11 protein-coding genes are annotated in these 14,192 nt (G+C 42.1%); all 11 read left to right on the top strand.

Translation table 11 applies throughout. The features are described from left to right. Positions 1 to 61 precede the first annotated feature (61 nt). The 11 genes from G9409_RS01110 to G9409_RS01060 all read left to right on the top strand — a co-directional run bounded on the left by G9409_RS01110 (position 62) and on the right by G9409_RS01060 (position 14,102). Entirely contained in the window at positions 62 to 2,128 is a 2,067-nt protein-coding gene (locus G9409_RS01110) for a B12-binding domain-containing radical SAM protein (protein WP_166807046.1), read from the top strand. A gap of 188 nt (positions 2,129 to 2,316) precedes the next feature. Beyond that, a complete protein-coding gene (locus G9409_RS01105; protein WP_166807045.1) occupies positions 2,317 to 3,828 on the top strand; it encodes a B12-binding domain-containing radical SAM protein in 1,512 nt (503 codons plus the stop codon). 48 nt (positions 3,829 to 3,876) lie between these two features. After that, a complete protein-coding gene (locus tag G9409_RS01100; RefSeq protein ID WP_166807044.1) occupies positions 3,877 to 5,625 on the top strand; it encodes an LIC12162 family transferase in 1,749 nt (582 codons plus the stop codon). Positions 5,626 to 5,702: 77 nt separating this feature from the next. Next, positions 5,703 to 6,695, top strand: a complete 993-nt coding sequence (locus G9409_RS01095; protein WP_166807043.1) for a phosphoglycerate dehydrogenase — start codon at positions 5,703 to 5,705, stop codon at positions 6,693 to 6,695. Continuing rightward, a complete protein-coding gene (locus tag G9409_RS01090) occupies positions 6,670 to 7,596 on the top strand; it encodes an NAD-dependent epimerase/dehydratase family protein (protein ID WP_208019630.1) in 927 nt (308 codons plus the stop codon). The genes G9409_RS01095 and G9409_RS01090 overlap by 26 nt, the downstream gene beginning before the upstream one ends. Further along, the gene (locus G9409_RS01085; protein ID WP_407926788.1) at positions 7,593 to 8,441 is read left to right on the top strand and encodes an FkbM family methyltransferase; all 849 of its coding nucleotides are present in this window, start codon (positions 7,593 to 7,595) and stop codon (positions 8,439 to 8,441) included. Before G9409_RS01090 ends, G9409_RS01085 begins: the two co-directional genes overlap by 4 nt. 147 nt (positions 8,442 to 8,588) lie before the next feature. Continuing rightward, positions 8,589 to 9,359, top strand: a complete 771-nt coding sequence (locus G9409_RS01080; protein ID WP_166807041.1) for an HpcH/HpaI aldolase family protein — start codon at positions 8,589 to 8,591, stop codon at positions 9,357 to 9,359. A 63-nt stretch (positions 9,360 to 9,422) separates the two neighbouring features. After that, positions 9,423 to 10,172, top strand: a complete 750-nt coding sequence (locus G9409_RS01075) for a 3-deoxy-manno-octulosonate cytidylyltransferase (protein ID WP_166807040.1) — start codon at positions 9,423 to 9,425, stop codon at positions 10,170 to 10,172. Positions 10,173 to 10,178: 6 nt separating this feature from the next. Then, positions 10,179 to 12,086, top strand: coding sequence for a TIGR04326 family surface carbohydrate biosynthesis protein (locus G9409_RS01070; protein ID WP_166807039.1), 1,908 nt, complete (start codon positions 10,179 to 10,181; stop codon positions 12,084 to 12,086). 95 nt (positions 12,087 to 12,181) lie between these two features. Beyond that, on the top strand, positions 12,182 to 13,192 hold the full coding sequence (locus G9409_RS01065) for a UDP-glucuronic acid decarboxylase family protein (RefSeq protein ID WP_166807038.1): 1,011 nt from the start codon (positions 12,182 to 12,184) through the stop codon (positions 13,190 to 13,192). Between the two features lies 1 nt (position 13,193). After that, positions 13,194 to 14,102, top strand: a complete 909-nt coding sequence (locus G9409_RS01060) for a glycosyltransferase family 2 protein (protein WP_166807037.1) — start codon at positions 13,194 to 13,196, stop codon at positions 14,100 to 14,102. The last annotated feature ends 90 nt before the right edge of the window (positions 14,103 to 14,192 follow it).

Below are 14,192 nucleotides of genomic sequence, written 5' to 3'. Positions count from 1 at the left end.
TGTTGGGCATTATCAGTGCATGTAAAGTTCTTTATGCACAATCATTGAAATCAGGCCTAAAATGTTAGAGACAACAGCTCCTGAATGCCGAAAGGTTCTGATATATCTTGCAGATTTAACTCACACCGGCGTCATGGTGGCTACCGAAAGCATTCCACTGAACATCGGTTTGATAGCAGCGTATGCGAATAAATATCTGGGAGATGCGATTTCTGTACGTTTGTTCAAGTACCCTGAAAAACTGATCGCAGCCTTGAAGGAGCGTGTTCCGGATATCCTCGGATGCAGCAACTATGTATGGAACAGTAACCTTTCGGAATGGATGCTGGGTTATGCCAAACGTCTTGATCCGGCGGTGGTAACCATCCAGGGTGGTACCAATTATCCGTTCAGCCAATCCGGACAGCTTGAATATCATCGAACGCACCCGAACACAGACTTTCATGTCTATTACGAGGGTGAGGTGGCTTTTCTACAGTTTCTTCGTCGTTATTTGGCGGTACGCAATCTTTCTGGCATGAAAGAGGCTCCAATAGATGGCTGCCAGTTTTTGTCGCCAGGTGATGGTTCTCTTGTGTCGGGACCACCGCAGGATCGAATCAAGGCACTGGACGATATCCCTTCGCCCTATGTAACGGGGCTGCTCGATGAGTTTTTTGACGGAAAGCTGACTCCGATGGTCGAGACCACTCGTGGCTGTCCATTTACCTGCAATTTTTGCAATGCGGGAGATCGCTATTTCAACAAAATAAATATGTTCTCACTTGAGTACATAAAGGCTGAGCTTGAATACATTGCTCCCCGCGTTTCTGCAGTTGGCGTGTCGCATCTGACCCTGGCTGACAATAATTTCGGAATGTACCCTCGCGACGCTGAAATTTGCAGCACGATCAAATATATGCAGGACAAGTATGGTTGGCCCATGGGCCTTATAGCAACGACGGGTAAGAACAACCACGAGCGGATCATCAAGGCGACCGAGATTCTTGGTTCGGCGCTTCTGGTGAGCATGTCTGTCCAATCCCTTGACCCGGTAGTACTTGAGAACATCAAGCGAGACAACATCGAGCTTGACCACTACAAAAAGGTCAACTTCGCCCTTATTCAGGAGGGTCGTACGGGGCAGGCAGAAGTGATTGTGCCGCTGCCGGGCGAAACTTATGAAACCTTTCTGAGCGGTGTCGAGACGTTGATAGAGGCCGGTGCATCCAAGGTGACATCACATACGATCCAATTGCTTTACGGAACAGATTACAAGGAGGCTGAATACCGAAGAAGTTGGGGGTATGTCAGCAAGTGGCGTCTGATTCCCTACGATTTTGGCGAGTACGAAGGTGAGCTGATTTTTGACGTGGAAGAGGTAGCTATAAGTCATAACAGCATTACTTTCGAAGACTATCTGAATATCCGTGGTTTTGCGCTTGCGACTGAGGTTGCATTCAACAATTATATTTTTCGTGAGATTCTTGATTACGTTGAGGACTATGGGATCTCTGCATTTACATGGCTAAGAGCAGTCTGGGAGAGACGCGAGGAATTCCCGCCAGACATTCGCCTGGTTTTTGACGGTTTTATTGCTGATACGAAAGCTGAGCTTTTCAACTCAGAAGAGGAGCTCCGATGCTTCTATGGCAGACCAGAAAATTATGAGCAACTGGTCCGAGGCGAGATTGGTGGCAATGTTATTTACAAGCACAAGACACTGATATTGAGTCATCATATCGTCTCGTGGCTTGACTATATAACGAGGATTGCAGAGGATCTGGTAAGGGATAGCGTTGCCGATGCCAGGGAGCTGGAGAGTGCTGTCGATGAAATCGCAGAAATACGTCGCTACCTTCAATGCAAACTGACCGGCATATTTGATAGCAACATCACCACCGAGCTGTCACAGGTGAGTTTCCGCTACGATATTTTGTCATGGCTTTTGGCGGGTACCGGACGACTGCGTGATTTTTATCGGGCTGACAGAGTGGTGTTCTCTTTTTATTTCACCGATGAACAGCTCCTTGAGCGGCGAGATGCATTTCAGCGCTACGGCACGCATCTCTTGGGATTGACCAAGATTTTGCAGCGGATACCTTCTCATGACAGGCTCTTCCGCTCGGTAGCACATGTGCTGGTTTGAGCAAGCAACGCTGAAGCTTGTGTTGATAACACCAGGAACGGGCTGTTAAACAATGATATCGTCTTGTTGGCACAATTCGGATATTGCGAACATTTCGAAATAATGTTGGAACGTGTCAATCCAGCCCGGAAAGCCGGGAAGTAATAACTTTATTGAGTGGCTTAAATTAAATCAATATAACCAAATAGATGCCTAAAGATTTCAAGGTGATGTTCGTTTTCTTTAATGATAGAATGCGAACAGGGATACCGCTTAATATTTCATATCTATCAGGTGCACTTAAAAATAATGGATACAAGGTCGTTGTATTTGATACGTCGTTTTACGAAGAACATGAACGACTTTTTGAAGAAAAGAAAAAGGAGGAAGCCGGTATTTTCAAGATGATTGACTATTCTTCTATAGGGGTTAAAATTAAAAAATCCTCTATGAAAGATGATCTCGATTTATTCATCAAAAAAGAACGGCCTGATTTAATTGCATTCAGTGTTTTTTCACAGGCGAAAAATGAAAACATTGCCCTTGCAAATCATATAAAATTGAAATATCAAGATATACCAATAATATTTGGAGGAATACATGTAAATATAGAGCCTGATAAAATATTACGTAATAATTGTGTAGACTATATTTGTGTTGGTGAAGGAGAAGATGCAATAGTTGATTTAGTCGATGATTTATTGAAAGGAGGAAAAGGTTATGATGTTGAAAATATTGGATATAAAAAAAACGGGCAAATTATATTAAATAATGTCAGGGCGCCGAAATCAATGGACTCGATGCCGATGCCGGACTGGAGCCCTTTTGAATTATTTCATATATATGGCCCATATAGAGGTCGGCTTTTGAAGATGGCTCTTGCTGAGTATTCTCGAACATGTCCTTATCGCTGCACCTATTGTGGGAATGAGATAATAAAAAAACAATACAGTAAAAATGGAAATAAACTACGATACAGGCATAAATCTCCTGAAAAATTTATTAAGGAGCTGAAGTATTATAAGGATCATTACGGCATAGAGTTTGTTTATATTGTGGATGGAACATTTGTTGCTCAAAGAGAAGAGGTGCTTGAGGAATTATCAAGCCTTTATGTACGTGAAATTAATTTGCCTTTTTTTTGTGATGCTACTGTTCATTGTGTAACACCCGGAAAAGTTGCGGCACTTAAAAGAATGGGATGTGTTTGCGTAAATATGGGGATCGAGTGTGCTAATGAGCAGTATAGATCGAGGTATTTGGATAAAAATATGACTAATCAGAAAATTATCCAGTCATTTTTAATGGTAAAAGAGGGAGGTATCGATACACGGTCATACAATATTATCGGACTTCCTTTTCAGAAGAGAAGCGACATCATGGAAACAATTGAGCTTAATAAATCCTGTGAGGTCGGATCGGTTTCGCTTTCTATATTTATGCCTTATGAAGGGACGGTATTACGAGAACTATGTATAAAGGAAAAGCTTATTTCTGAGAATCAGGATATAACGGGTGATGGGACCCTGCCGATAATTAAAAATCCATATTTGTCTGATCCGGAGTTGATTGGTTTATACAATACATTTTCATTATATATCAAGCTTGATAAAAGTTATTGGCCATTAATAAAAAAAGCCGAAAAAGATAACAGATTAAGAAATGAATTACTTGAAAAAGTGAATGTGCTTGACTCTGAAAAAAGGAAATCTATTGCATAGATATAATAGTCTAAAATTGAAAATAATAGATAGACATAGTGGTGGAATATGTTTTTAGCTACTACCTCTACAAGAGAATTCTGGAATCCTTCCGGAAAGCTGATATATTTAGGAGAATGGTGCCTGCTTTATTCTGAAAAAAAACAAAAAAAGTCTTTTGATTCTGATATAATCCCTTTTTACTGGGATTCCGGATCCAAAACAGAAGTGGCAATACGTTATTGCCAGCTTATTCTTGAAAAATTATACACAGAATTAACCAGAGTTTTAAATTCCTACCATGGTGTTGATTATGAGATCAAATACTACAAGCTGTTGCTCGGTACATGGCCATTTCATTTTATACATCAATTGTACGACAAGTATATCCATTTAAAAACCGCAATAGCCCTATATCCCGATCTGCATACCTGGAGCCTCGATAAAGATCAACACTATATTCCTGTCGATCCGATTGATTATTTCAAGGTTCTTTTAACCGGTAATGATGATAGATACCAACTGCAAATATACTCTGATCTTTTGATTTTAATGGAAATTCAGTATTCCAATAAAAAGCTGCTAAATCCTTTATTGCAGAAGAGCAGATATCAAAGAACAATTAAAAAATATTCTAAAAGCAATATATACAGGATAATATCCGGGCGTATTTCAAAGTTACATACGTTTTGCTTAAGTGATGTGCCGCTTACTTTTTTTCAGATGATATCTCTTTTTATCCGAATGAGGGGTAATATTTTAGTTGATAATTTCAACTATGATATTGATATCAGTTGCAAGCCGGACCTTCAGTATCGAAAAGAGATTAAGCTGGAAATGAATGGAGATCACTTCGAGTCGTTATTGTCATCAATAATATTAAAGCATTTGCCGATTATATATTTAGAGGGATATAAGGAACTTCATGCTCAGGTATTTCAAAAAGAAGATAGAAATCCGTCTTCATTTTTAACATCACAAATTGCCGGCAATGTATGCCGGAGCATATATGTTGCTGAAAAGTACAAGATAATGAACATCTATTCATTGCAGCATGGTGGTGGTTATGGTGTAGATAAGCTGAATCCCTCGGAAATGTATGAACGCGATGTCTCGGATCTGTTTTTTACATCTGGCTGGGTTGATGATGAAAAGACAAAACCGCTTTCAATACCGATATTCAAAAACAAGAGTTATAATATTAAACAAAGAAAAGATATATTGTTCTGTATAAACGACCTTCCAAGGTATGTTTTTCGTTTCCATTATGTTCCTATGGGTGCCGCTGCTATGAATAATTATCTTGCGGATTCGATAAGGTTTCTCTCCGCCCTAAATAATAAAAGTCGTATCATTATTCGTATATATCCTGATGATAATAGATTCGGAAATTGCACAAAAGAAAGAGTTGATTATGAGCATCCTGGTTTAAGGTATGATTCTTCGAGGCGCTCTTTTTTGACTGCATTAAAGTATTCAAGGTTATTTGTTTCAAATTATTTTAATACAGCTTCGTTAGAAGCACTTGCTAATAACATTCCTACTGTTGTTTTTTTGGATAAAGAAATATTTGCCTTTTCGGATCATGCTATGCCTTTTATATCCATGCTGTATTCTGTTGGAATACTGCATGAGACGCCTGCATCAGCTGCGGCATTTATAGATAAAAATTATGCCGATATTATGTCCTGGTGGGAATCTGCGTCAGTACAAAAAGCCAGGATCTCATTTGTTAATAAATATGCTTCCTGTGTTGATAATTGGCAACAGGAATGGCATGGTGTTATTGAGAGAAATATAGTCGCAAAAAAAATATGAATACTTGTTGATGAAAAAAATTAATCATTGATTATTTATTATAGTATTTATCTTCAAGATAAAGTCATTCTATACAATTGAAAAAAGTATCTAAAGTTCTTATTACAACCGTTCCGTTCGCTGAAAGGAATCGTCTTCCGCTGGAGATTATTGAGGATGCCGGCATAGAGTATTGTATCAATCCGTTATGTCGCAAGTTAACGGAAGACGAAATGGAAGAGATGATTTCCGATTTTGATGTCGTTATTGCAGGCACTGAACTTATAACCGAGAAGGTTATGAACCGTGCCAGTCGTCTGAAGCTGATATCACGTGTCGGTATCGGACTTGACAGCATTGATTTGCTTGCGGCAGAACGGAGAGGTATCAAGGTGAGTTATACTCCGGATGCGCCAGCTCCTGCAGTAGCAGAACTGACGATCGGGCTTATGCTTTCACTGCTGCGCTCTGTACATCTTGCCAATGTAGAGATGCATCGCGGTGAATGGCATCGTTACTTCGGGAGGCGAATTTCTGAAGTTACGATCGGTATTATTGGTGCCGGTCGCATCGGAGGACGAGTGTTGCGGCACCTCTCTGATTTTGGTTCCCCACGAATACTTGTCAATGATATACATCCGGATCACCATTTGTCCGATGAGTTGACGCTGGAGTGGGTGGGTAAGGAAGAGATTTATCGGGAGGCTGATGTGATTACACTTCATCTTCCCATGACCGTTCATACGAAAAACCTGATCCGAAGAGAACATTTGATGCAAATGAAATCTGATGCACTGCTCATCAATACATCCCGGGGAGGAATTATCAATGAGCATGATCTGGCTGAGGTGCTCAAATCTGGGTATCTTGGAGGGGCGGCTATTGATGTATTTGAGCATGAACCATACTGTGGTGAACTGACCGGGATTGATACGTGTTTGTTGACCTCGCATATGGGCTCCATGTCGATAGATTGCCGGACAAGAATGGAGATTGAAGCGACTGAAGAGGTCGTGCGTTTTCTTGCCGGACAAGCTTTGACGGGAGTTGTGCCCGCAGAAGAGTATGAACTACAAAGGCAAAGACTATGAGATGGATATGAAAAAAGTATGTGTAGTTGGCGGTTCGGGTTTTCTTGGATCGCATGTCTGTGATCAACTTTCCGAGGCTGGTTATGCTGTTGTTATTTATGATCAGGTAGCCTCTCCCTGGCAAAGATCAGACCAGACCATGACCGTTGCGGATATTCTTGATGAGCGTGCTTTGGACAGAGCTGTTCAGGGTTGCGAAGCTGTGTATAACTTTGCCGCCATTGCGGATCTTGATGAGGCTGTCGATAAGCCAATCGAAGCGGTCAGGGTAAATGTGCTGGGCAATACGATGCTGCTTGAGGCCTGCCACCGGCATGGTGTGAAGCGCTTTGTATATGCAAGTACGGTTTATGTGCACAGTCGAGAAGGGGGTTTCTACCGGTGCAGCAAGCATGCTGCGGAACAGTTTGTTGAAGAGTATCAGCATCGCTATGGGCTGGACTTCACCGTGCTTCGTTATGGCTCCCTCTACGGTCCGCGATCCGACCATCATAATGGTTTGTGGCGCATTGTTAATAAAGCAGTTGAAACCGGACGTGTTCTCTATGAGGGTAGTCCGGAGGCTATGCGTGAATATATCCATGTTGAAGATGCTGCCCGCGCAAGTGTGGCGGCTCTCGGAGATGAGTTTCTAAATCAGCATGTAGTATTGACAGGGCAGAATCCGATGCGTGTGATCGATTTAATGAAGATGCTTGCTGAAATACTTGGACTCTCCCAGGATGTTGATTTTGTTGAATCGGAACACGCAGGCCATTACATTCGTACTCCCTATGCCTATCAAACTCGTTTAGGAAGAAAATACACTCCGCCTTTACATGTCGATTTAGGACAGGGGTTGCTGGAGTTGATTGGTATCATTCAGAAGGAACAATATTCCTCGAAAGGAAGAGCTGAATGAATGCGCAGGCTAAACGAATAATAAACACTATAGTTCGTTTACTGGTTAATACGTGTAGCCGAAACAGGATTGGACAGTATCTCCTGAGTCAGATACTTCATGCCTCGATGGAGACATTGGCCGAGGTCTCTTATCACAATCTGAAATTACAATTTGGCATACCGAATCAAATATGTGACTTCAGGATAAAAACATTTACGAGCAAGGAACCTGAAACTTTGGAGTGGATTGATCGTATTCCTGAGGGTTCTGTTTTATGGGATATCGGTGCAAACATCGGACTGTATAGCTGTTATGCTGCAAAAGCAAGAAAATGCAGGGTTTTTGCTTTTGAACCTTCGGTTTTCAATCTTGAACTTCTTGCTCGAAATATATTTGCCAATCACCTTGTTGATAGCGTAATGGTTGTTCCTTTGCCGTTAAGTGATTTTTTGCAAACGAGTACACTTAATATGACTTCGACTGAATGGGGTGGTGCGCTTTCATCCTTTGGCGAGGTTTTTGGCGATAATGGTCTTCCTATGCAGAAGGTTTTTGAATTCAGAACAATCGGACTTACCATGGAAGATGCCATTCACCGGCTTCTTATTCCGCAACCTGACTACATAAAAATGGATGTGGACGGGATTGAACACTTGATAGTCAAGGGGGGGGTGGGCGTTCTCAGTAAGGTCAAAGGAATGCTGGTTGAGGTTAATGAAGACTTTAACAAACAGGCGGATGATGTTGCTCATTATCTGAAGGCTTCCGGGATGGAGCTTAAAGAAAAACGGCATGCTGAAATGTTTGAAGGTTCTGAGAGGTTTGGACACAGTTATAACCAGATATGGCATCGTCCAGAGTAAATAATGAGCATAACACCCGCCTCACTGTTTGTAGTCTGCAGATATTGTATCTCTTGGATGCTTGATGGAGCAATGAAGGAGTCAATGGATATAAGACCGGTTATTCGATGATTATACTGATCCGTATTTAATAGATTTTACTGTGCTATGAATCGTCCTGAAAAAATTTTCGGTATACGCAAATTACTTGCAGCAAACCTGCCCTCTGTCGGCAGCTGGATGCAGATTCCTCATGCTTCTATTGCCGAAATAATGGGGCAGGCGGGTTATGACTGGGTGGCAGTAGATATGGAGCATGGTGCATTTGCGGTGAATCAGTTACCGGATCTGTTTCGTGCTCTGGAGTTGGGTGGTACGTTATCTCTTGCGCGTCTGGCAGAAGGAAGTTTCAAGGATTGCAAGCAGGCGCTTGATGCCGGTGCCGGTGGTGTGATTGTTCCCATGATTGAAAGTGCATCCCAGTTGATCCAGGTTCGTGATGCATGCCGCTGGCCGCCAGCCGGCAAGCGCGGTGTCGGGTTTTCTCGTGCGAATCTTTTCGGCAAGCATTTTGACGCTTATTGTATAGAGGCTCAGGCTCCGCTGCTGGTTGCTATGATTGAGCATATTTGTGCTGTTGAAAACCTTGATGAAATATTGTGTGTCGAGGGATTGGATGCGATTATGATTGGGCCGTATGATCTGTCCGCCTCCATGGGGCAGACTGCAAAGTTTGAATCGAGTGAGTTTATTTCAGCAATGGACCATATCCTTAAACTGTGCAGAAAGCACCACATTTCCTGCGGTTTGCATGTAGTCATGCCGGATGTCGCTATACTTCAGCAACGGATAAAAGAGGGTTATCTGTTTATTGCCTATTCCATAGACTCGGTTTTTCTGCATCAAAGTGTTGAAAAACCACAATACCCCCTTCCTTGAGAAAGTATTTGCTATCACTGAAAGAGATAGGGATGTTCAAGCAAAAATGATTTGAAAAGTTCTATGAAAATTCTTGCGCTTATACCTGCACGCATGGGTAGTGGACGTTTTCCGGGTAAACCTATGGCCCCGATTCTCGGAAAGCCGATGATCGGCCATGTGTATGATCGTGTTCTTCGTTCTCCCCTGTTAGATCTGGTGGCAGTAGCGACCTGCGATCAAGTAATCTATGACTATATAGAATCGACAGGCGGCATTGCTGTTATGACTGGAGATAAGCATGAGCGTGCGTCAGACCGTTGTGCTGAAGCTTTACTGCTGTTGGAGAAAGCTCATAAAACAAGGTATGACATAGTAGTAATGGTTCAGGGTGATGAACCGATGACCCATCCTGACATGATTGCTGAAGCGGTGCAGCCGATGCTGGATGATTCAGATATTCAGGTCACTAATCTGTTGGGTCAAATTAAGGACACAGCTGAATTTGAGGATCGGAACTGTATCAAGGTTGTATGTGATCTGAAGATGAATGCGCTCTATTTTTCAAGGGAGCCTATTCCAACGCGGAGCAAGGCTGCTGAAGTCCCCATGGGTAAGCAGGTATGTATTATTCCTTTCCGGCGTGACTTTTTAATTGAATATACTGAATTGGCGCCAACGCCTCTTGAAGTTGCAGAGTCAGTTGATATGATGCGAATTCTTGAGCATGGCCTGAAAGTGCGTATGGCCAGAACCATTCACAATACACAGGCTGTTGATACTCCGGACGATCTTAAAAAAGTGGAAGAGTTGATGGCAAAATTAAATAGTTGAGTTCGTTTGAAGAACAGTGAAGCTACCGGTGAACAACTATTTATCTGGGATTCAGAGCAGATTCCGCCGGTTATGGCCGATTGGACTTCGATGCTCTGGCGCAGATTTGGAGATGGTGTTTCGCCAAGAGAAGTTTCAATTCCGAAGCTGATTGAAGAGAATGCAGCTGCTTTGAAAGCAAGCTATCTGTCGTGGATTTATAATCTTGGAGAGTTGCGTATCAATGGTCAGCGTGTTGTTGACCGATTGGAAATACGATCCGGGTTCAGTTATTGGTGGATGACACATTTGGCGGAGAAATGCAACTACAGCAAATCTCCTCAGATTACCGTTGCTTTCAGACTATTAGCCTTTGCGCTTTGGGCAACTGGCCGGACCTTTGACAGAGTGATACTTGCCAGCGATGACGGCCGACTGGCAAAATGCATTCGGTTATGGTGCTCTGACTCAGGATTGAAGTTTGAATGGCAGCGTCTGAAAGTGAGCCGGGCAAAGCCGAAAACTTTTTTAAAACGCTGCTATCATCGCTTTCCTTATTCCTTTCAGGCGCTTTTCTCATTGGGATATTATCTTTTTCATCGTTGGCCTTTAAGGGATTCAGGGCGTAAGGCCTGGAGAGAAACAACCGGTCAGCTAACGTTCATCTCATATTTTTTTAATCTGGATCCTGACGCGGCTAAAGAGGGTTGTTTCAAGAGCCGTTACTGGGCGCATCTGCCGGATAATCTGCAGCGGGAAGGTGTTCAAACCAATTGGCTTCATTTATATGTAAAGGATGGATTGCATCCATCAGCCAAAAAAGCTGCTATTACCCTGAAGCAATTCAACATAACAGGCAAAGGAAGTCAGACACATGTTACTCTTGATTCTTTTTTGAGTGCCAAAGTTGTTTTGATGGTTTTGTTCGATGCTTTCAGACTGTCAATGGTGAGCAGAGGTTTACGAAAAACGATCGCCTCTTCAAGAGCTGCTTCCGTGAATCTCTGGCCATTATTCGATGAAGAATGGCTGAATGCATTAAAAGGCCCGGCAGCCTTGATGAACCTCCTTTTTTTTCGTTTATTCGAATCTGCGATTAATGAATTGCCAAAACAACGAGCCGGTGTTTACTTGCAGGAGAATCAGGCATGGGAGTTTGCATGTATTCATGCATGGAAACATGCTGATCATGGCCTGTTAATAGGTACTCCGCACTCTACGGTTCGATATTGGGATCTTCGTTATTTTTTTGATTCCCGAAGTTACAGGCGAACAGGTGTGAATGATTTGCCCCTTCCGGACAAGGTCGCACTTAATGGGGTAGCTGCACTGGATGAATATCTGAAAGGAGGGTATCCTGAAGCAGATTGCGTTGAAGTTGAAGCTCTTCGCTACATCTATTTATCGGACTTTACAGCGAAGCGTAACCGGGTGCTGATGCCATCGAATGTTGTTGTGCATCTTCTTGTTCTCGGGGATTATTTACAGAGCAATACCCGGAAGCAAATGCGCCTGCTTGAACAGGCAGTACCTTTAATGCAGGTAGATTTGACTATTATCGTCAAACCCCATCCAAATTGCCCGATAGTACCGGAAGATTATCCGCATTTGCGGATGAATGTAACAATGGCTCCAATATGGACACTTGTTGCAGCCTGTGACGTTGCCTATACAAGTAATGCTACTTCAGCAGCAGTAGATGCCTATTGTATGTCGGTGCCGGTAGTTTCCGTTCTTGACTCTGATGACCTCAATCAAAATCCTCTTCGCGGGAGGGGAGGTGTTTTTTTTGCCGGTTCGCCAAAAGAGCTGGCTGATGCGTTGATTTCGGCTTCTACCTCCTCAATTTCCACAGAGGGCAGGAGTGTATTCTTTACGCTTGATCCGGAGTTGCCTCGCTGGCGAACATTGCTGCTGAATTTCCCGTCTTTGTGATAACATATCGGCATAACGGGTTGCGGCCAAAGATTAAAGAATTGAAAAAGTTGGTATCTGCTATTAACAGTTATAGAGCAATACCTCTAACATAAATGTCATCAAAAGATAAAATGAAGAGTTCCTACATAAGGACGTTGGTAACTGGGGGTGCAGGCTTTTTGGGGTCTCATTTATGCGATAAATTAGTTGCAGCAGGTCATGATGTGCTCTGTCTTGATAATTTTTTCACAGGGAGTAAGGGGAATATTGCCCATCTTCTGAAAAAATCAAATTTTGAACTTATCAGGCATGATGTGACATTTCCGCTCTATGTCGAAGTAGATGAAATCTATAATCTGGCTTGCCCTGCTTCTCCTGTGCATTATCAATTTGATCCGGTTCAGACCACCAAGACTTCTGTTCATGGTGCAATCAATATGTTAGGGTTGGCAAAGCGGTTAAAAGCGCGAATTTTCCAGGCATCAACATCAGAAGTATATGGCGATCCTGAAATCCATCCTCAGACTGAAGAGTACTGGGGGAATGTTAACCCGATAGGAATCCGTTCCTGCTATGACGAAGGGAAAAGATGTGCGGAAACACTATTTTTTGATTATCGGCGTCAGTATGATCTTTCTATAAAAGTCGGGCGTATTTTTAATACCTATGGCCCTCGAATGCATCCTGATGATGGCCGGGTAGTCTCAAATTTTATCGTACAGGCATTACAAAACAGACCGATAACTATTTTTGGTGAAGGTAACCAAACCCGATCATTCTGCTATGTTGACGACCTTATCGATGTCATTATTTTGTTTATGCAGACCCCTGATTCACTGACAGGGCCATTAAACCTGGGCAATTCGAGTGAATTTACCATTCGTGAACTTGCAGAGCTGGTTATCGATTTAACGGGATCTCAATCTAAACTTCATTTTGAGCTTTTGCCGGAGGATGACCCAAAGCAGAGACAGCCTGATTTGACGAAAACAACTTCAGCTCTCGGGTGGGCTCCAAAAACAACACTGCACGAAGGCCTTGTTAAAACGATTCATTATTTTGATCAACTGTTACAGAAAGGAGTAGAGATTAATAATTGCTCAACGGATAAAGGATATTCATAGTATGAAGCCATTCTTTTCTGTAATTATTCCAACGTATAACAGAGCTGAAATATTAAAAAAAGCAATTGATTCTGTATTGGCACAGACTTTCAATGACTATGAAATACTCGTAATGGATGATGGCTCTACTGATAATACAAGAGAGACCGTTGAGTCATTTCATGATTTTAGAATTTATTATCATTGGGCTGAAAATTCCGGGGGACCAGCAACCCCAAGAAATCGGGGTATTGAAGCTGCACAAGCGGATTGGATATGTTTTCTTGATGCTGATGATCTATGGTATCCGGATAAGCTGAAAATATTATCAGAAACTATCAACAGTTTTCCTGATATAGATCTTTTTTGTCATAATGAAATGTTATTTCACATTAAGACAGGCAGGAGGACGCTCCTGAAGCATGGCCCGGACAGCGCGGATATTTACAGGATCATGTTGATGGAGGGTAATCGGGTATCAACCTCCGCGACAACGGTTCGGCGGAGTTTTCTTAATAAATATGCATTGCGGTTCAATCAATCTTCAGATTATGTGATAGTAGAGGATTATGATATGTGGCTGCGAATAGCTTGTTTTGGCGGACAATACCACTTTATTTCTGATATTTGTGGTGAATATATAATTGATACGGATAATATCTCTTCAGATTATAAAAAAATGCGACATAATCATGAGGTATTACTAAAAGATCATGTATACTATTTGCAGACATTTGAGCAAGACAAGAATCGTTTATGGGGTAAAATAAACGCACGTTTATTGCTTGGTGACTCGCTTTATTTGTTTAGAAGCAAGAAGATTCTATCAGGCATTTCTTTGCTTCTTCAATCGATTCAAAGTTCTCCAATCGGCTTTATTGCGTACATTAATTCGAATCTTGCGGCAAGACTATGTAATTACATTGATTAACTCATGAATTCGCAATTATATGCATTTATAAATAAATATACAGTTGATACTGATGGAATATATTGCCGAGTCTTATCGGATATCTCTTCA

The organism is Candidatus Chlorobium masyuteum (assembly GCF_011601315.1).
Classification (GTDB): domain Bacteria; phylum Bacteroidota; class Chlorobiia; order Chlorobiales; family Chlorobiaceae; genus Chlorobium; species Chlorobium masyuteum.
This window is presented reverse-complemented; position numbering and strand designations above follow the sequence as displayed.